This window comes from Streptomyces sp. NPDC013455 (assembly GCF_040632975.1).
GTDB lineage: Bacteria > Actinomycetota > Actinomycetes > Streptomycetales > Streptomycetaceae > Streptomyces.
Genome location: NZ_JBEYCX010000008.1, coordinates 17,002 through 35,967, shown reverse-complemented (window position 1 = coordinate 35,967; position 18,966 = coordinate 17,002). Strand labels below are relative to the sequence as shown.

Here is an 18,966-nt window from a genome sequence, read left to right as displayed (position 1 = left end):
GCGCGCAGCACCCCCTCCCCCCGAGCGAAAGCAGCGGATGTGAGCCAGGTCCTCCACACACCGCCCCCCACCCAGGCCGCGGCCGGCGACGACCTCGCCGCCCTCGCGGCCCGGCACGGCCTGTCGGTCAGCGGTGCCCGCCCCTCCCTGCCGGAGTACGTCCGCCAGCTGTGGGCCCGGCGCCACTTCATCGGCGCCTTCGCCACCGCGAAGCTCACCGCGCAGTACAGCCAGGCCAAGCTCGGCCAGGTCTGGCAGGTCATGACCCCGCTGCTGAACGCGGCGGTCTACTACTTCATCTTCGGCGTGCTGCTCGGCACCAAGCACAACGTGCCGGACTACGTGCCCTTCCTGGTCACGGGCGTGTTCATCTGGACGTTCACACAGAGCTCGATCATGGCCGGCACCCGGGCGATCTCCGGCAACCTCGGACTGGTGCGCGCCCTGCACTTCCCGCGGGCCGCCCTGCCGATCTCCTTCGCGCTCCAGCAGCTCCAGCAGCTGCTGTTCTCGATGGCCGCGCTCGTCGTCATCCTGCTCTGCTTCGGCGTGCCGGTCGCCGCCTCCTGGGTGCTGGCACTCCCGGCCCTGGTGCTCCAGTTCACGTTCAACGCGGGCGTCTCGATGATCGTCGCGCGGCTGGGCGCCAAGACCCCGGACATCGCGCAGCTGATGCCGTTCGTGCTGCGGACCTGGATGTACGTGTCCGGTGTGATGTGGAGCATCGACACACTGGCCGACAAGGACGACCTGCCGCACATCGTCACCGTCCTGCTGGAGATCAATCCGGCCGCCGTCTACATCGACCTCATGCGCTTCGCGCTGATCGACAGCTTCCACGCCGCCTCCCTGCCCCCGCACGTGTGGGCGGCGGCCGTCGGCTGGGCCCTGCTCGCCGGCATCGGCGGCTTCATCTACTTCTGGAAGGCTGAGGAGACGTACGGCCGTGGCTGAGCACACCCCCGAGAAGACCGAGCGGGCCGAGAAGGCCGAGACCACCGAGACCTCCGCGGGGGCCCGGAAGGTCCCCACCGTCGTCGCCGACCGCGTCGACATCGTCTACCGGGTCAACGGCACCGGCGCCGGGCGGGGCTCCGCCACCGCCGCCCTCAACCGCATCCTGCGCCGCAAGCAGACCGAGAAGGCGGCCGGCGTGCGCCGGGTGCACGCGGTGAAGAAGGTGTCGTTCGTCGCGTACAAGGGCGAGGCCATCGGGCTCATCGGCACCAACGGTTCCGGCAAGTCGACCCTGCTCAAGGCGGTCGCCGGGCTGCTCCCGGTGGAGAGCGGCCACATCTACACCGACGGCCAGCCGTCCCTGCTGGGCGTCAACGCGGCCCTGATGAACGACCTCACCGGCGAGCGGAACGTCTTCCTCGGCGGTCTGGCGATGGGCATGTCCCGGGAGCAGATAAAGGAGCGCTACCAGGACATCGTCGACTTCTCGGGGATCAACGAGAAGGGCGACTTCATCACCCTGCCGATGCGCACGTACTCCTCCGGCATGGCGGCCCGGCTCCGCTTCTCCATCGCCGCCGCCAAGGACCACGACGTGCTGCTGATCGACGAGGCGCTGGCCACCGGCGACCGCTCCTTCCAGAAGCGCTCCGAGGCGCGCATCCGCGAGCTGCGGCAGCACGCGGGCACGGTCTTCCTGGTCAGCCACAACAACAAGTCGATCCGCGACACCTGCGAGCGGGTGCTGTGGCTGGAGCGCGGCGAGCTGCGCATGGACGGGCCGACGGAGGAGGTCATGAAGGAGTACGAGGCCTTCACCGGAGACAAGAAGCCGGCGCCGGGGAAACCGGCCCCGAAGAAACCGGCCGCGGGGAACCCGGAGGTGCCGAAGGTTCCTCTTCCCTCCTGAGCGCCCCTCTTGTGCCAGGCGTGGTTATCCCTTTCATCGGCTTAATGTCAGTATGTTGTGAAAGGTGCGCCCGGAGACCGCGAGCCGAAGGAGTCCACTGCGATGCCCCAGCTGAGCGTGATCGTCTACGGGCCGAACGCGCAGGGGCGCCTGACGGAGCTGCTGGACTCCCTGGAGGCACACCCCCTCCCCGACGCCGAGGTGATCGTCGCCGCGGTCGGCGACTGGGCGCGCGAGGCGGCCGAGGGCCACGCCCCCGAGACCGTCGTCGTCCCGCTGCCGGACGGCACCGGTGACGCGCGGGCCCGCGCGGCCGGCGCCGCCCGGGCCTCCGGTCGCTGGCTGCACTTCGTCCACGCCAAGGACGGCCTGCCGGCCGGCGCCCCCCGCCTGATCGTCGAGCGGACCGCCGAACTGGACGCCGCGGCCTCCCCCGGCCCCCCGGTCGACGTGCTCCTCTTCGACCACGTCACCACCACCTGGCGGACCGCCGCCACGCCGTCCCGCGACGGCCGCCGCCTCGCCGCCGTCGGCCGCTCGGGCCGGCCCCTGGCCGAGGCCGCCGACCTGCTGCGGCTCACCCCGCTGCTCGGCAACCGCGCCCTGCGCGCCACGTTCTGGCGGGCCCACGAGGAGCTGCTGGCCACCGACGACGAGGCGCACGCCGCCCACGCGGCGCTGCTGCACGCCGGCCGGGTCGCCTGCCTGAACCAGACGGCGTACGAGCACCGGGTGCTGCGCCCCGAGAGCCTGCCGCCGCACGCCCCCGAGGAACGGCTCGCGCTCGTCGACCGCTACGAGTCCCTCCTCCCGCTCACCCGGGAGCGCCGCGCCGTCCACGCGGTGCTGTACGACCTGATGGTGCGCGACCTGCTGCGCACCTTCGCCCGCGAGGACCTGCCCGACCCGGTGGCCCGCGAGTTCTTCCGCCGTGCCTCCCTGGCCGCGGTCCGCTGGCGCCCCGAGGGCCACCGGCGCCCGGCGGGCCCGGAGGGCGTACGGCAGGCCCTGCTGGAGGAGGGCGCCTACGGCAGGTACCGCGCGTTCCAGGCCGCCAACCGCACCCGCCGGGCGGTACGCAAAGCCGTACGGACCCGCAAGCGGCGGCTGGGCGCCAAGGTGCGCGACCACCAGTACCGCCAGGCCCTCGGCCGCCCGCTGGACCCGCATCTCGCCGTGTTCGCCGCCTACTGGGACCGCGGTGTGGCCTGCAACCCGGCCGCCGTCGCCGCCAAGCTCGGCGAACTCGCCCCGCACATCCGCCGGGTGTGGGTGGTGAACAAGGACAACGCGGCCCTGCTGCCGCCCGGCACCGACCACGTCGTCCCCGGCACCCGCCGCTACTGGGAGACGCTGGCCACCGCCACGTACTTCACGAACAACGTCAACTTCCCCAACGCGGTGGTCAAACGGCCCGGCCAGATCCACGTCCAGACCCACCACGGGACCCCGCTCAAGCGCATGGGCCTGGACCAGATGGACCACCCGGCGGCCGCCCAGGGCCTGGACTTCGCCGCCCTGCTGGCCCGTATCGACCGGTGGGACTACAGCGTCAGCGCCAACAGCCACTCCACCCGCATGTGGGAGCGCGCCTACCCGTCCCGCTACACGCCCCTCGACCACGGCTACCCGCGCAACGACGTCTTCTACACCGCCGGTGCCGGGGCCGTGCGCGCCGCCCGCGCGCGCCTGGGCATCCCGCCCGGCAGGACGGCCGTCCTGTACGCGCCCACCCACCGCGACTACGAGGCCGGCTTCACCCCCCGCCTCGACCTCGCCACCCTCGCCGACCGCCTCGGCGAGGACACCGTCCTCCTGGTCCGCGCCCACTACTTCTACGGCGGCGCGGCCTCTCCGCTGAGCGGCCTGCGCCGCTGCGGCCGGATCATCGACGTCTCCTCCTACGACCCCGTCGAGGAGCTCTGCCTGGCCGCCGACGCGCTGGTCACGGACTACTCGTCGATCATGTTCGACTACGCCAACCTGGACCGTCCGATCGTGATCCACGCCGACGACTGGGAGACCTACCGGACCACCCGGGGCGTCTACTTCGACCTCATGGCCGAGCACCCCGGCCAGGTCGCCCGCACCCAGGAGCAGCTCACGGAGATCTTCCTCTCCGGCGCCTGGCGTGACGAGAGCGCGGCGAAGGCGCGGGCCGCCTTCCGGCGCCGGTTCTGCGAGTACGACGACGGGCGCGCCGCCGAGCGGGTCGTACGGCGGGTGTTCCTCGGCGAACCGGAGGAGTCGCTGCCGCCGGTTCTCCCGCTGGAGGACCGCACCCCCGCCCCCACCCCCGAGGAGGCCACGGCATGACGCTCCCCGACGTCACGGTCACCGTCATCGTCTACAACGACGCGGCCCGTCTGCCCCGCGCGGTCGCCTCGCTGCGCGCGCAGACCCACGCGAACATCGAGATCGTCATCAGCGACGACCACTCGACGGACGAGACGCCGTCCGTGGCACGGGAGCTGGCGGCCGCGGACCACCGGATCCGCTACCTGCGGCTGCCCGAGAACAGCGGCGGGTGCAGCGCCCCGCGCAACCGGGCCGTCGAGATCGCCCGGGCGCCGTACCTGATGTTCCTGGACAGCGACGACGAGCTGCCCCCGCGCGCGGTGGAGCTGCTGCTCGCGGCCCACCGCGAGCGTGAGGTGGACTTCACCATGGGCGCGGTCCGCCGGGTCCGGGTGGACAGCGGGCGCCGCTCGACGTGGATGCCGCACCTGGTCGCCGAACGCCGCACGGTGGAGGGGATCGAGGCCGACCCCCGGCTGTTCTTCGAGCACCTGTCGACCAGCAAGATGTACGCCCGCTCCTTCCTGGACCGGCACCGGCTGCGCTTCCCCGAAGGCATCCATTACGAGGACCAGCTGTTCTCGGCGCAGGCGTACTGCCTGGCGAAGGCCTTCACGGTCATCCCGGACCCCGTCTACGTCTGGTACATCGAGCCGTTCGCCGCCGCGTCCGCCGCCTCCATCTCCAACCAGCGGCACAAGATCTCCAACGTCCGCGACCGGGTCCACGTCCAGCGCCTCATCGACGACTTCCTGGTGATCAGCGGGCACGCCGCGCTGCGGGAGGACAAGGACTACAAGTTCCTCAAGCACGACTTCCGGATGTACGCCGGCGACCTGCCCCACCGGGACGAGGAGTGGCTGGCGGCCTTCGCGGACATCATGAACCCCTACCTGGACACGCTGTCCGACGAGGCCTACGTCCGCCTGCCCCGCCCCGAGCGGGTGGTGCTGGAGCTGCTGCGGGAGGGCCGCCTGGCCGAGGCCCGGCTGGCGGCCCGCGGGCTGGGGCACGGGGTGGCGCCCCGGCAGGTGACGACCGACGCCGCGGGCGTGCCGTACTGGGGTGACACGCTCCCCGAGACGGACCGCGCCCGCCGTGAACTCGACCTGTCCGACCTGGAACTGGACACCCGGCCGTTCCCGGCGGCCCACTTCCGCCACGAGATCACGCGGCTGGTGCCCGGCCCGGGAGCCTCCCTGGGCCTCGCGGTCCGGACCTACGACCCCGGTCTGCGCCTGCCTGTCGGCCCGCAGCGCGCGTCCCTCCTGCTGACGCCCGGCAGGCGCCGGATGACGGTCCCCTTCCGGCTGGACCCGGTCCGCCCCGGCGTCTTCGAGGGCACGGTCACCCTGGACCTCGCCGCGGCGCCGCTCCCGCTCCACGGCTTCGACGGCGTCCGCCACCCCCTGCTCCGCCTGGACCAGCAGGGCCTGTCCCACTCGGGCCTCCTGCTGGCCCCCCTCGACTTCCCGGCGCGCCGCGTCCGCGTCGGCACCCACGAACTCACCGTCGAACCGGAGGGCCGCAGCCCCGGCCGACTCCAGCTGCGCTGGCGCCCGGTGGGGGTGACGGCCCACCTGATCCGCCCCCTGGCCCGCCGGGCGGCCGGCCCCCGGGTACGGAACGCCGCACGGCTGGCGGCGAGCGTGCTGCGGTGAGGGCTCAGCGCACCACCCGGTACAGGACCTGGCCGCCCGGGCCCACGGCCGCCTTCCGCAGCCACGGCGCCGCCGCCGACACACCGCCGACGACCCACCGCACCCCGTACTCCCCGAGGATCGCCCGCCGTTCCTCCGCGCCGGTCCCCGCCGCGAAGTACCTCTCCACCGCCGCCTCCCGCCGCGCGGCGTCCGGCAGGAACACGTCCGGATAACCCGGCGCCACGGTGTACGGCCCGTACGCCGGGATCTGCCGGGCCGGGAAGGTCCGCGCCATCACCACATCGCCGTACCGCACCCCCGCGCGCATGATCCACTGGTAACCCGTCCACGGCGTGCGGTACTTCTGCGCGACCGCCCCGGGCAGCGCGTCCCGCCCCAGCACGTAGCCGAGCGTCCCGGCCTGCGTCCACGCCCCCGCCGCCAGCACGGCGCACAGCACGCACGCCCATCCCCGCCGCGCCGCCCGCCGCCCCGCCGACACCACCTCCAGCGCGGCCGCGAGCTGCGCCGGGATCAGCGCGGCGGGCAGGGCGCGGCCCCAGGAGTAGTGCCCGGTCAGGCCGCCCGCCGCGAACACCAGCGCGCCGAGGACGAAGAAGAGGACCAGCGGGTCCCGGGGGTCCCGCCGCCGGCGCAGGCCCAGCGCCACCACTCCGAGCAGCACGAACCCGAACCGCCCGGCCAGGTCCTGGTACAGCGGCCGGTGGATGGCCTCCAGGTCCGCCCCCGCGGAGAACAGCGCGAAGAAGTCGTAGTAGGGCCAGAGCGCCGGCACGAGCAGCCCCAGCAGCAGCCCGGCGCCGAGCCGGGGCAGGACCGTGCGGCCCGGCCGGGCCGCGAGCAGCACGGCGAGGGCGCCGAGGGACGCCACGATCCCGGTGAACTGGTGGCAGAGCAGGATCAGCGCCCACAGCGCGCCGAGCCCGAGCCACTCGCCCCAGGCGGCCTCCCGGCGCGCCGCGCGCGTCAGCCAGGCCCAGAGGTGGAAGGCGAGGCCGAGCGCGAACACGCTGGGGTAGGCCACCGTCAGCGCGAGGGAGTTCAGGCCCGGGAAGCCGCTCCAGTTGAACAGCAGCGGGCCCCAGAGCAGAAGCAGACTCAGCAGGGCCAGGGCGGGGGCGGCGCGGTGGGCGCTGAGCGTGCGGACGTAGCGCCACACGCCCGTCACCAGCAGGCCCAGACCGGCGAGCGCCGCCCCGCGCAGGACCACGAACACCGACAGGCCGGTCGCCTTGGCGACGATGCCGAGCAGCAGCATCCACGGCGAGTAGTACGGGCTCGGCGTGTCGGCGTCGACCAGCGGGTCGCCGGGATGGCGCAGGCCGTGCCGCAGGCGCTGAAGGGTTGCCGCGTGCATACCGAGGTCGCCCGCCCACGGCAGGCGGACCACGACCAGGAGCAGCAGCACCACGACGAGCGCGGCGGCGGCCTGCGGCAGCACCCGGCCGGCCCGCGAGGCCGAGCTGTCCGGGGGTGCCGTACGGCGCTGCGGTGCGGTGTCAGACGGCGCGGTGTGCATCGTTCACCGACCCTATCCGAACCGCCCCCTTCGGCAGGAAAGGGACCATTCGCCGCGGGTCTTCCGTCAGGGGCTCGTCAGGGGCCGGGAAAAGGCGGGCGCCCCGGGCCGCAGTGGGCCCGGGGCGCCTTCACCGTCGCACGGCCGGCCGAACGGCCCGTACGGGTCGTACGGGTCGTACGGGCCGTCGTACGGCTACGAGTGCGTGCGCAGCAGCGTCCGCATCGTGCGCATCGCCACCGACAGGTTGGCGAGGTCGAACGAGTCCGAACCGCGGATCTCGTCCAGCGTGGTGCGGGCGCGGCTCAGCAGCGCGCTGTTCTTCTGCTCCCACGCCTTGAACCGCTGCTCCGGCGTCGAGGTGCCGTTGCCCACCGCGAGGATGTCCGCGGTGAGCGCCGCGTGGGCCGCGTAGAGGTCCTCGCGGATGGAGGCGCGGGCCATGGACTGCCAGCGGTCGGCGCGGGGCAGCTCGATGATGCGGTCCATGAGCTGGGTGATGTGCAGGCGGTCGGCGAGGTCGTAGTAGACCTCGGCGACGTCCAGCGGCTCCTTGCCCATGCGGTCGGCCACCGAGACGATGTCCAGCGTCGGGAAGGCGGAGGAGAAGCCGGCCACGCGCGCGGCGAGCTCGTCCGGGACCCCGGCCGCGGACAGCTCGTCGTACACGTGCTGGTACCACTCCAGGTCCGCGCCGCGCAGCAGCTTGGGCAGCTCCTGCCAGACCCGCTCGACCCGGTCGGCGAAGAACTCGACCGTCTCGGCGAGCTGCAGCGGCTGCGGCCGGTTGTTCAGCAGCCAGCGCGTGCCGCGCTCGACCAGGCGGCGCGAGTGCAGCCGGATGCGGGTCTGGACGTCGGCGTCGACCTTGTTGTCCAGGGCCTCGACCGCGTCCCACACCGGTGCCGAGCAGAAGATCGCGCGGGCCGCGGTCTGGGCGCGGACGATCTCCTCCAGGGAGGCGCCGGTCTCCTCGCGCAGACGGTGCAGGTACGTCGTACCGCCCGTGTTGACCGTGTCGTTGACCAGCACGGTCGTGGTGATCTCACGGCGCAGCGGGTGGTTGTCGACCGCCTCGGCGAAGCGCTCGCGCAGGGGCGCCGGGAAGTACGCGTGCAGCAGGCCGCGCAGGTACGGGTCGTCCGGCAGGGAGGTGTGCAGCAGCTCCTCGGCGACCGTGATCTTCGTGTACGCCAGCACGACGGCCGTCTCCGGACCGGTCAGGCCCTGGCCCCCCGCGAGGCGCTCGCGGATCTGGCGGTCGGTGGGCAGGAACTCCAGCGCCCGGTCCAGGTGGCCCTCGCGCACCAGGTGGCGGATGAAGCGCTGCTGGGCGTGGAGCATGTCCTTGGCCTGGGACAGCGCGTTGGCGAGTGCCGTGTTCTGCGCGTAGTTGTTGCGCAGGACCAGCCCGCCGACCTCGTCGGTCATCTCGGCGAGCAGCTTGTTGCGCTGCTTGACGGTCATGTCGCCGTCCGCGACCAGGCCGTTCAGCAGGATCTTGATGTTCACCTCGTGGTCGGAGGTGTCCACGCCGGCGCTGTTGTCAATCGCGTCGGTGTTGATCTTGCCGCCGTGCGTGGCGAACTCGATCCGGCCGAGCTGGGTCAGGCCCAGGTTGCCGCCCTCGCCGACGACCTTGACCCGCAGGTCGGCGCCGTCGACGCGGATGGCGTCGTTGGCCTTGTCGCCGACGTCCGCGTTCGACTCCGACGACGACTTCACGTACGTGCCGATGCCGCCGTTCCACAGCAGGTCAACCGGCGCCTTGAGGATCGTCTTCATCAGGTCGGCCGGGGTCATCTTGGTGACCTTGTCCTCGATGCCGAGGGCCTCGCGGATGTGGCTGTTGAGGGTGATCGACTTGGCGCTGCGCGGGAAGACGCCGCCGCCCGCCGACAGCAGCTCGGTGTTGTAGTCGGCCCAGCTGGAGCGGGGCAGCTCGAACAGGCGGCGGCGCTCGGCGTAGGAGACGGCCGCGTCCGGGGTGGGGTCGATGAAGATGTGCCGGTGGTCGAAGGCGGCGACCAGCCGGATGTGCTCGGAGAGCAGCATGCCGTTGCCGAACACGTCACCGGACATGTCGCCGATGCCGACGACCGTGAAGTCCTCGCTCTGGGTGTCCACGCCCAGCTCGCGGAAGTGCCGCTTCACGGACTCCCAGGCGCCGCGCGCGGTGATGCCCATGCCCTTGTGGTCGTAGCCGGCCGAGCCGCCGGAGGCGAAGGCGTCGCCGAGCCAGAAGTTGTACTGGGTCGCGACCTCGTTGGCGATGTCGGAGAACGTGGCGGTGCCCTTGTCGGCGGCGACCACCAGGTAGGTGTCGTCACCGTCGTGCCGGACGACGTCCTGCGGCGGCACGACCTCGCCGGCCACCATGTTGTCGGTGATGTCCAGCAGCGCCGAGATGAACGTCTTGTAGCTGGCGATGCCCTCGGCCAGCCACGCGTCGCGGTCCTTGCCCGGGTCCGGCAGCTGCTTGGCGACGAAGCCGCCCTTGGCGCCGACCGGCACGATGACGGTGTTCTTCACCATCTGCGCCTTGACCAGACCGAGGATCTCGGTACGGAAGTCCTCACGCCGGTCGGACCAGCGCAGGCCGCCTCGGGCGACCTTGCCGAAGCGCAGGTGCACGCCCTCGACGCGCGGCGAGTACACCCAGATCTCGTACGCCGGGCGCGGCGCCGGCAGGTCCGGGATGGCCCGCGGGTCGAACTTCATGGAGACGTAGTCGTGCGGCTGGCCGCCGAGCGCCTCCTGGAAGAAGTTGGTGCGCAGGGTCGCCTTGATGACGGTCAGGAAGGAGCGCAGGATGCGGTCCTCGTCCAGGCTGGCCACCTGCTCCAGGGCCGCGTCCAGCTCCTCCAGCAGGGCGTCGGTGATCTCCAGTCCGGCCCGCTGCCGGTCGGGGGACATCCGCGCCTCGAAGAGGGAGACGAGCAGCCGGGTGGTGTGGACGTTGTTGCGGAGGGTGTCCTCCATGTAGTCCTGCGAGAAGGTCGAGCCGGCCTGCCGCAGGTACTTGGCGTAGGCGCGCAGCACCATCGCCTGGCGCCAGTTCAGCCCGGCGCTCAGCACGAGGGCGTTGAAGCCGTCGTTCTCGGCCTTGCCGGTCCAGGTCGCGGCGAACGCGTCCTGGAACCGCTCGCGCGCGTCGTCGGCCAGGTAGTCGCCGCCGGCGCCCAGGGAGGCGGGCATGCGCAGACCGAAGTCGTAGATCCAGGCGGTGGTGCGGTCGGTGCGGCGCAGCTCGTACGGCCGCTCGTCGGTGACCTCGACGCCGAGACGGCTCAGCACCGGGAGCACCTTGGAGAGGGAGATCGAGCCGCCCTTCTGGTAGATCTTGAAGCGGCGCTCGCCGGGGGCCGCGCCCACCGGCTCGTACAGGCTCAGCGAGAAGGTCCTGTCCTCGCCGAGCTGCTCCATGTGCACCAGGTCGGCGACCGCGGCGCGCGGGCTGTGGTCGGCCTTGTAGCCCTCGGGGAAGGCGTGGTTGTAGCGGCGCAGCATCTCGGCCGCGCGCTCCTCGCCGCACTCGGCGGTCAGCGCCTCGGCGAACGCGTCGGCCCAGGACCGGGCGGCCTCGACCAGGCGGGCCTCGATGCGCTCCTTGTCGGTGTCCGACAGCTCGGGCAGCTCGGTGCCCTGCGGGACGCGGACGACGAAGTGCAGCCGGGACAGGATCGACTCGGTGTTCCAGGCGGTGAAGTCGACGCTGGTGCCGCCGAGCTCCTCCTTCAGGATGTCGATGATCCGCAGGCGGACGCCGGTGGTGTAGCGGTCGCGCGGCAGGTAGACGAGGGCCGAGTAGTAGCGGCCGTACTCGTCCTGGCGCAGGTACAGCCGCAGCCGGCGGCGCTCCTGGAGGTAGAGCACGCTGGTGACGATGGACTGCAGTTCGGCGACGGGCGTCTGGAAGAGCTCGTCGCGCGGGTACGTCTCCAGGATCTGCAGCAGGTCGCGGCCGTCGTGGCTGTGGGGGGAGAACCCGGCGCGCTCCAGCACCTCGTCCACCTTGCGGCGGATGACGGGGACGCGGCGCACGGACTCGGTGTAGGCGGCGGAGGAGAACAGGCCGAGGAAACGGCGCTCGCCGACGACGTTGCCGTCCGCGTCGAACTTCTTGACGCCGATGTAGTCCAGGTACGACGGCCGGTGCACGGTGGCCCGGCTGTTGGCCTTGGTCAGCACGAGCAGCTTGTGCTCGCGGGCCTTGGCCCGGGCGTCGGCCGGGAGGCGCTCGAAGGAGGGGCTGACCGGGTGCTGGTCGTCCTTGGCGTGGTGGGGGTCCGAACGCAGTATGCCGAGACCGGTGCCGGGCACGGCGGCGAGCGTGTCGTCCTCGCGCAGCTGGTACTCGCGGTAGCCGAGGAAGGTGAAGTGGTCGTCGGCCAGCCAGTGCAGCAGCTCGCGGGCCTCCTCGACCTCGGGCCGGGGCAGGTCGCCGGGGACGGGCTCGCTCTCCAGGCCGTCGGCGATCCGGGTCGCCGCGTCCCGCATCTTCTCCCAGTCCTCGACGGCCTCGCGGACGTCGGACAGGACGCGCAGCAGGTCGGCGGAGATCTGCTTCAGGTCGGCGCGGTCGGTCTCGCGGTCGATCTCGACGTGGATCCAGGACTCGACGTGCGCGTCGTGCGGGAGGTCGCCGGTGGGCCGGGTCGGCAGGACCTCGATCAGCTTGCCGGTGAGATCGCGGCGGACGACGAACTGCGGGTGGATGACGACGTGGATGCCGCGTCCCTGCCGCGTGAGCTCGTTGGTCACGGAGTCGACGAGGAAGGGCATGTCGTCGGTGACGACCTCCACGACGGTGTGGCTGCACGTCCACCCGTTCTCTTCCACGGTGGGGGTGTGCACCCGGACGTTCGCGGTGCCCTGCGGGCGGTTCTCGGCGAGACGGTGGTGCGAGACCGCGGCGCCGAAGACGTCGACCGGGTCGCGGTCGGCGAGGTCTTCCGGGGCGGTGTGCAGGTAGTAGCGCTGGAGGAACGCGAGCACGGATGCGCTGTCCGGGGTGCCGGGGGTGCCCTCGCTCGTCGTCCCGGTCGGTAGGTGCCCCCCGACCGGGCTGTTCTCAGCTACCCGGGCGGCCCTCTCGAGCAGCTCGGCCTTGGCTTCGTCCAGCTTGGTCTGCATTGTCCTCTGGCTCCTGTCGCGCGCCGTTGCGTGACGTAGAAGGAAGTACGGTCTCTTCCCCTGCGGCATAACGCCACGACCCGGGGTGTCCGGTCGGTTCCGACGCTATGCCTCGGGGTGAGATGAGCGGGGGGAATTCAGCCATATTCGACCGGCCCGTCGGGTGTGACGCTGCCCTCGGCACCGCCGCGTCCCGGGCCGTCCTCGGCGCTCCGGGGGCTCCGGTGCCCCCGCCCCGCCCGCGAAGACCAGCGACCGCCGCCCGGTCACGGAGGTGTTCCGTGCAACCCGGGCGCAGGGCAGGGGCAGGATCGCCCCCGCGAGATATCGCGCTGATCACGCCACAAGGCTATCGCCACTTACCGGGGGCCCGTCATGAGCCGTATGTGTACAAAACCGGGGGGTGAAGTTTGACGTTCTGCACAGCGGCGGGCCGGGGGCGCGTGGCGTATCCGGTCGCGCCCCCGGCCCCCGGGTCGCACCCTGAAAGCGCCGGGCCCTCTTGGCAAGCACGCCCGGCCAGGGCACGGTTCCCAGGGCACCGCACCTCGTCGGGAGGTCGTGCCCCGGGGTTCCGCCCCGGAGTTCTGCCTGGAGTCTGCCCGGAGGAGCCGACATGCCCACGAAGATCCTCATCGTCACCGGCGACGCAGCGGAGTCCCTGGAAGTCCTCTATCCGTACCAGCGGCTGCGCGAGGAGGGCTACGAGGTCCACATCGCGGCCCCCACCCGCAAGACGCTCCGCTTCGTCGTCCACGACTTCGAGCCCGGCTACGACACCTACACCGAGAAGCCCGGCTACACCTGGCCCGCCGACCTGGCCTTCTCCGAGGTCGACCCGGGTGACTACGCGGCCCTCGTCATCCCCGGCGGCCGGGCCCCCGAGTACCTGCGCAACGATCCCGAACTGCGCAAGATCCTCAAGGCGTTCTTCGACTCGGACAAGCCGGTCGCGCAGATCTGCCACGGACCGCTGCTCACCGCGGCGATCGACTCCCTGCGGGGCCGCCGGGTCACCGCCTACCCCGCGCTGGAGCCGGACATGCAGGCGGCCGGGGCGGGCTTCCAGGACTCCGAGGCGGTCGTCGACGGCACCCTGGTCTCCGCCCGCGCCTGGCCGGACCACCCGGCGTGGATGCGCGAGTTCCTCAACGTCCTGCGGACGACGGCACCGGCGGACTGAGGTACGGGGCGCAGCGCCCGGACGGGCTCCCTAGGCCGCCATCCGCCGCGCCTCCGCCACCGCCTCGGCCAGCGAGTCCACCACCGGCACCCCCACGTCCTCCAGGCTGGCGCGGCTGTGCGACCCCCCGGTGTACAGCACGGCCCGCGCCCCCGCGTGGCGCGCGGCGACCGCGTCGTCCGCCGCGTCCCCGATGACCACCGTCCGCGCGAGCTCCACCGTCCCCGCCAGCGCCTTCAGGTGCCGCACCATGTGCTCGGCCTTGCTGCCGCCGGACGGCCCCGTACGTCCGTCGACGCGTACGAAGTGCGTCTCGATGCCGAAGCCCCGCACCAGCGGCACCAGTTCCTCGTGCCCGTACATGCTCAGCAGCGACTGGCTGTGCCCCGCCGACCGCCAGCCCGCGAGCAGGTCCGCCGCGCCCTCCGTCAGCCCGCACCGCACCCGGTGCTGTGCGTAGTGCCGGTGGAAGACCCCGTCCATCAGCTCCCACTCGGTGTCCGTGGGCAGCCGGCCGAGCAGCCGCTCGTAGAACTTCGGCACCGGCACGCAGTACAGCGACCTGTACTGCTCCAGTGTGATCGGCGCGAGCCCCAGCTCGGCGAATGCCGCGTTCGTCGCCCCGATGATCGCGTCGTTGTCGTGGAACAGCGTGCCGTTCCAGTCCCAGACGATGTGCGCGCTTCCCTGCGTCCCCATGTCCAAGACCGTACCCGCCGCCACGGACAGCCACTGCTCGCGTCCGGTCAGGCCCGCCCGACGAGGTGGGGGATCTCCTGCGAGGCGTACCACAGCAGCTCGTGGTCGTCCGCCCCGTCCACGACGAACTGCGCGTCGTCGTCCCCGCCGTCCGCCGCCTCCAGCGCCCCGGCCGCCGCGGCCACGTCCTGCTCCGCGTCGTCGGCGTCGACATGGACGGAGGCGGCCTCGGCCAGCGGCACCGCGGCCGTCACGGTCACCTCGCCCAGCGCGGCTGGTTCCAGCGCGCGGTCCGGGTCGACGCGCGCGGCGCCGTCCGGCACGTCCACGGCCACCACGACCCGGCGCCGTACGGCGTCCGCGTCCGCCGCGAGCAGCCGCAGCGAGGCCAGCGCGGCACGGCTGAGCGCCGCGTACTCCAGCTCCTCGATGTCCTCGGACAGGTACCACTCGCGCAGCGCGGGCGTGACGGCGTACGCGACGAACGGGCCCTTCCCCAGCTCGCCCGTCCTGTGCGCCTCGGCGAGAGCGGGGAGGGTCAGGGGGACGTAGACGCGCATGCTGGCCGCTCTTTCCTGGTCAAAGGCTCCGCTGGGGCCCCGGCGAGAGCGGCTGGCGCGTCTCCCGGAGGGCCTTCAGGATACGTGCGCCCGTCCCCTTTCGGGGTCCCGCCCGCACCCGTCGAGGCGTCCACTGCGGGCCACGGGTTCACCCTCTCCGGCCGCTTCGCCACAGGGCCGGGGGCCGTCCGCGTCCCTCGGATAGGTGAACGTTCCGGCCCTCCCGCGCACCCCGCTCCTTCCTTGCGGGCCCCGCGGACACCCCCGTACAAGATGCCCACCAGCAAGTTACCGCCCGGTATCCCCCGGGCCCGCCGAACGGGGTTCCCCATGAACAAGGTCATGAGCCGTGCCGCCCGGCCCCGCCCGCGGCACCGCCCGCCGACCCGCCGCGACTCCCGCCGCCCCGGCGGCGCACCGCCCCGCACCCCGGTGCGGGAGGCACCCCGGCGCACCCCCGTCCCCGCAGGCCGTGAGGGGCCGGCCGCGGCTCCTCGCCCGGCCGCGGGGCCGCCACGGCCGACCGACGTCTTCGCGGACCGCCTGCTGGCCGTCCTGAGCGGCCAGCGCCCCGTCCACTGGATGCTCCGGCACACGGCGGGCCGGGCCTACGACGACCTGGCCCGCCTCGCCGCCCGCAGCCCGCTGCGCACCCGCGGCACGCGTCCCGTCGTCAGCGACATCGGCTACTACGTCCCCAGCGAAGGCGCCTTGGAGGTCTTCGCCCGCATCGCCGCCGGGGACCAGCTCAGAGCCCTCGCCTTCCGCCTGGAACGGGGCGAGGACCTCCGCTGGCGCTGCACCGCGGTGGAAACGGGCGCACCCCGGCACTGACAGCCCCCTCACCACCGCCACAGCCGCGGGCAGCCGTACCGCCGGGGCGGCACGGGTGGGCGCAGCGGCACCCCGCCGGCGCGGGTGAGCGCCCCCGTCGGCACGGTCCATCCGGCAAGCCACCGCGCGACAACATGAAAGGGCCGGGCTCCGCAAGGAACCCGGCCCCTTCTCGACGGCCGGGCTCCCGAGGGAACCCGGCCCTTTCACGACGGCTGGAGCGCCGCGGGCGACCGCTACTTCTTGCGGCGGCGCCCGCCCTTGGCCTGCCGGCGCCGCTCGGCCCGCGTCAGACCGTCCGCCTCCGAGCGCACCGGCTCCTCGTCCTCCAGGTCACGCTCGACGATGCCGCCCTCGCCATCCACCGTCGGCGCGGAGAAGTGCAGGTCGCGCCGCTGCGGAACGTCCAGTCCCTTCGCGCGGATCTCCGGACGCGCGCCCGCCTGCGCCGGCACCGTGTCCTGGACGCCCTCGCCCACCGGCTGGGCCTCCTCGACCGGGACCTCCTCGACCTGCTGCTCGACCTGGACCTCCAGGTTGAACAGGTAGCCGACGGACTCCTCCTTGATGCCGTCCATCATCGCGGTGAACATGTCGAAGCCCTCGCGCTGGTACTCGACCAGCGGGTCCTTCTGCGCCATCGCGCGCAGGCCGATGCCCTCCTGGAGGTAGTCCATCTCGTAGAGGTGCTCGCGCCACTTGCGGTCCAGGACCGACAGCACGACCCGGCGCTCCAGCTCACGCATGATCTCGGAGCCGAGCTGCGCCTCGCGGGCCTCGTACTGCTGCTGGATGTCCTCCTTGATGGACTCCTCGATGAACTCGGCGGTCAGACCGGCCCGGTCACCGGCCGCCTCCTCCAGCTCCTCGATGGTGACCTTCACCGGGTACAGCTGCCGGAAGGCACCCCACAGCCGGTCCAGGTCCCAGTCCTCGGGGAAGCCCTCGGCGGTCTCCGCGGCGACGTACGCCGCGATCGTGTCGTCCATGAAGTGCTGGATCTGCTCCTGCAGGTCCTCGCCCTCCAGGACACGGCGGCGCTCGCCGTAGATGACCTCGCGCTGCCGGTTGAGCACCTCGTCGTACTTCAGGACGTTCTTGCGGGTCTCGAAGTTCTGCGTCTCGACCTGCGACTGCGCGGACGCGATCGCGCGCGTGACCATCTTGTTCTCGATCGGCACGTCGTCCGGCACGTTGGCCATGGACATCACGCGCTCGACCATCTGCGCCTTGAACAGCCGCATCAGGTCGTCACCGAGGGAGAGGTAGAAGCGGGACTCGCCCGGGTCGCCCTGGCGGCCGGAACGACCGCGCAGCTGGTTGTCGATGCGCCGCGACTCGTGCCGCTCGGTGCCGAGGACGTACAGGCCGCCGAGCTCCTCGACCTCTTCCTTCTCGGCCTTGACGGCCTGCTCGGCCTTCTCCAGGGCGGCGGGCAGCGCCGCCGCCCACTCCTCGATGTGCTCCTCGGGGTCGAGGCCGCGCTGGCGCAGCTCCGCCTCGGCGAGGTCCTCGGGGTTGCCGCCGAGCTTGATGTCCGTACCACGGCCGGCCATGTTGGTGGCCACGGTGACGGCGCCCTTGCGGCCGGCCTGGGCGACGATCGAGGCCTCACGCTCGTGGTGCTTGGCGTTCAGCACCTCGTGCTGGATGCCGCGCTTGCTGAGCTGCTGCGAGAGGTACTCCGACTTCTCGACGGAGGTCGTGCCGACGAGGATCGGCTGGCCCTTCTCGTGCTTCTCGGCGATGTCGTCCACGACCGCCTCGAACTTGGCCACCTCGGTGCGGTAGATCAGGTCCGACTGGTCCTTGCGGACCATCGGCCTGTTGGTCGGGATCGGGACCACGCCGAGCTTGTAGATCTGGTGGAACTCGGCGGCCTCGGTCATCGCCGTACCGGTCATGCCGGAGAGCTTCTTGTAGAGGCGGAAGAAGTTCTGGAGGGTGATCGTGGCGAGCGTCTGGTTCTCGTCCTTGATGTCCACCCCTTCCTTCGCCTCGATCGCCTGGTGCATGCCCTCGTTGTAGCGGCGGCCGGCGAGGATACGGCCGGTGTGCTCGTCGACGATCATGACTTCGCCGTCGATGACGACGTAGTCCTTGTCGCGCTTGAAGAGCTCCTTGGCCTTGATGGCGTTGTTCAGGTAGCCCACGAGCGGGGTGTTCACCGACTCGTACAGGTTGTCGATGCCCAGCCAGTCCTCGACCTTGCTGACACCGGACTCGTGGATGGCGACCGTGCGCTTCTTCTCGTCGACGTCGTAGTCGCCGGTCTCCTCCAGGCCCTTGAGCGGGTTGCCGGCCTCGCCGCGCTTGAGGCGGGTGACCAGCTTGGCGAAGTCGCCGTACCACTTGGTGGCCTGGTCGGCCGGGCCGGAGATGATCAGCGGCGTACGGGCCTCGTCGATGAGGATGGAGTCGACCTCGTCCACGATGGCGAAGTTGTGGCCGCGCTGCACCAGCTCGTCCTTCGACCACGCCATGTTGTCGCGCAGGTAGTCGAAGCCGAACTCGTTGTTGGTGCCGTAGGTGATGTCGCACGCGTACTGCTCGCGGCGCTGGGCCGGCGTCATGTTGGCGAGGATGCAGCCGACGCTCAGGCCCAGGAACTTGTGGACGCGGCCCATCATCTCGGAGTCGCGCTCGGCCAGGTAGTCGTTGACCGTGATCAGGTGGACGCCGTCTCCGGAGAGGGCGTTCAGGTACGCGGGCAGGGTGCCGACGAGGGTCTTGCCCTCACCGGTCTTCATCTCGGCCACGTACCCCAGGTGGAGGGCGGCGCCGCCCATCAGCTGCACGTCGTAGTGCCGCTGGCCGAGGACGCGCTTGGCGGCCTCGCGCACGGTGGCGAACGCTTCGGGGAGCAGGTCGTCCAGGCTCTCACCGTCGGCGTACCGCTGCTTGTACTCATCGGTGAGGGCGCGCAGCTCGGCGTCGGAGAGGTCGACGAAGTCCTCTTCGATGGAGTTGACCTGGTCCGCGATGCGGTGCAGCTTGCGCAGGATTTTGCCTTCGCCTGCACGCATGATCTTCGAGAGGACGGACACGGGGGCTGGTCTCCTTGCCGGTCGGGCCTGGGACGGTCGGGTTTTCCTTTGACTTACTGAGCAACGGCCATCGTATGCGAGGACCCGGCTGCGCCGGGAGGCCTGGCGTCCCGGCAGCTGCCTCATCCAGGACAACGGACGGGTCCTCCGGATAGTGCC

General features: G+C 71.9%; 11 protein-coding genes. 6 read left to right on the top strand and 5 right to left on the bottom strand.

The genetic code is table 11. The annotated features are described in order from the left end of the window. Window positions 1–39 precede the first annotated feature (39 nt). The 4 genes from ABZ576_RS15150 (at window position 40) to ABZ576_RS15135 (ending at window position 5,826) form a co-directional block, all read left to right on the top strand. Entirely contained in the window at window positions 40–954 is a 915-nt protein-coding gene (locus tag ABZ576_RS15150) for an ABC transporter permease (protein WP_360740138.1), read from the top strand. A gap of 100 nt (window positions 955–1,054) precedes the next feature. Continuing rightward, a complete protein-coding gene (locus ABZ576_RS15145) occupies window positions 1,055–1,867 on the top strand; it encodes an ABC transporter ATP-binding protein (protein ID WP_360740644.1) in 813 nt (270 codons plus the stop codon). 102 nt (window positions 1,868–1,969) lie between these two features. Beyond that, complete coding sequence (locus tag ABZ576_RS15140) at window positions 1,970–4,183, top strand: CDP-glycerol glycerophosphotransferase family protein (RefSeq protein WP_360740135.1); 2,214 nt, start codon at window positions 1,970–1,972, stop codon at window positions 4,181–4,183. Further along, on the top strand, window positions 4,180–5,826 hold the full coding sequence (locus tag ABZ576_RS15135; RefSeq protein ID WP_360740133.1) for a glycosyltransferase family 2 protein: 1,647 nt from the start codon (window positions 4,180–4,182) through the stop codon (window positions 5,824–5,826). Before ABZ576_RS15140 ends, ABZ576_RS15135 begins: the two co-directional genes overlap by 4 nt. A 4-nt stretch (window positions 5,827–5,830) precedes the next feature. Here ABZ576_RS15135 and ABZ576_RS15130 read toward each other — a convergent pair whose 3' ends face one another. Together ABZ576_RS15130 and ABZ576_RS15125 are read right to left on the bottom strand one after the other, a co-directional pair. Beyond that, on the bottom strand, window positions 5,831–7,348 hold the full coding sequence (locus tag ABZ576_RS15130) for a hypothetical protein (RefSeq protein ID WP_360740130.1): 1,518 nt from the start codon (window positions 7,346–7,348) through the stop codon (window positions 5,831–5,833). 195 nt (window positions 7,349–7,543) lie between these two features. Next, window positions 7,544–12,484, bottom strand: coding sequence for an NAD-glutamate dehydrogenase (locus ABZ576_RS15125; RefSeq protein ID WP_360740127.1), 4,941 nt, complete (start codon window positions 12,482–12,484; stop codon window positions 7,544–7,546). A gap of 616 nt (window positions 12,485–13,100) precedes the next feature. Here ABZ576_RS15125 and ABZ576_RS15120 point away from each other — a divergent pair. Then, window positions 13,101–13,667 (top strand): DJ-1/PfpI family protein, encoded by a 567-nt coding sequence (locus tag ABZ576_RS15120; RefSeq protein WP_360740124.1) that lies wholly within the window; start codon window positions 13,101–13,103, stop codon window positions 13,665–13,667. 30 nt (window positions 13,668–13,697) lie between these two features. On the opposite strand, the gene ABZ576_RS15115 is transcribed toward ABZ576_RS15120, so the two are convergent. Together ABZ576_RS15115 and ABZ576_RS15110 are read right to left on the bottom strand one after the other, a co-directional pair. Beyond that, complete coding sequence (locus ABZ576_RS15115; protein WP_360740121.1) at window positions 13,698–14,366, bottom strand: HAD family hydrolase; 669 nt, start codon at window positions 14,364–14,366, stop codon at window positions 13,698–13,700. 47 nt (window positions 14,367–14,413) lie between these two features. Then, window positions 14,414–14,926: a hypothetical protein gene (locus tag ABZ576_RS15110; protein ID WP_360740118.1), complete on the bottom strand. Its 513-nt coding sequence runs from the start codon at window positions 14,924–14,926 to the stop codon at window positions 14,414–14,416. Between the two features lie 330 nt (window positions 14,927–15,256). On the opposite strand from ABZ576_RS15110, the gene ABZ576_RS15105 reads away from it, so the two are divergent. Beyond that, window positions 15,257–15,760 (top strand): Rv3235 family protein, encoded by a 504-nt coding sequence (locus tag ABZ576_RS15105; RefSeq protein WP_360740115.1) that lies wholly within the window; start codon window positions 15,257–15,259, stop codon window positions 15,758–15,760. A gap of 236 nt (window positions 15,761–15,996) precedes the next feature. On the opposite strand, the gene secA is transcribed toward ABZ576_RS15105, so the two are convergent. Beyond that, window positions 15,997–18,807 carry a preprotein translocase subunit SecA gene (secA, locus tag ABZ576_RS15100; protein WP_360740114.1) on the bottom strand — a complete coding sequence of 937 codons (2,811 nt, stop codon included), beginning with the start codon at window positions 18,805–18,807 and terminating at the stop codon, window positions 15,997–15,999. Between the last annotated feature and the right edge of the window lie 159 nt (window positions 18,808–18,966).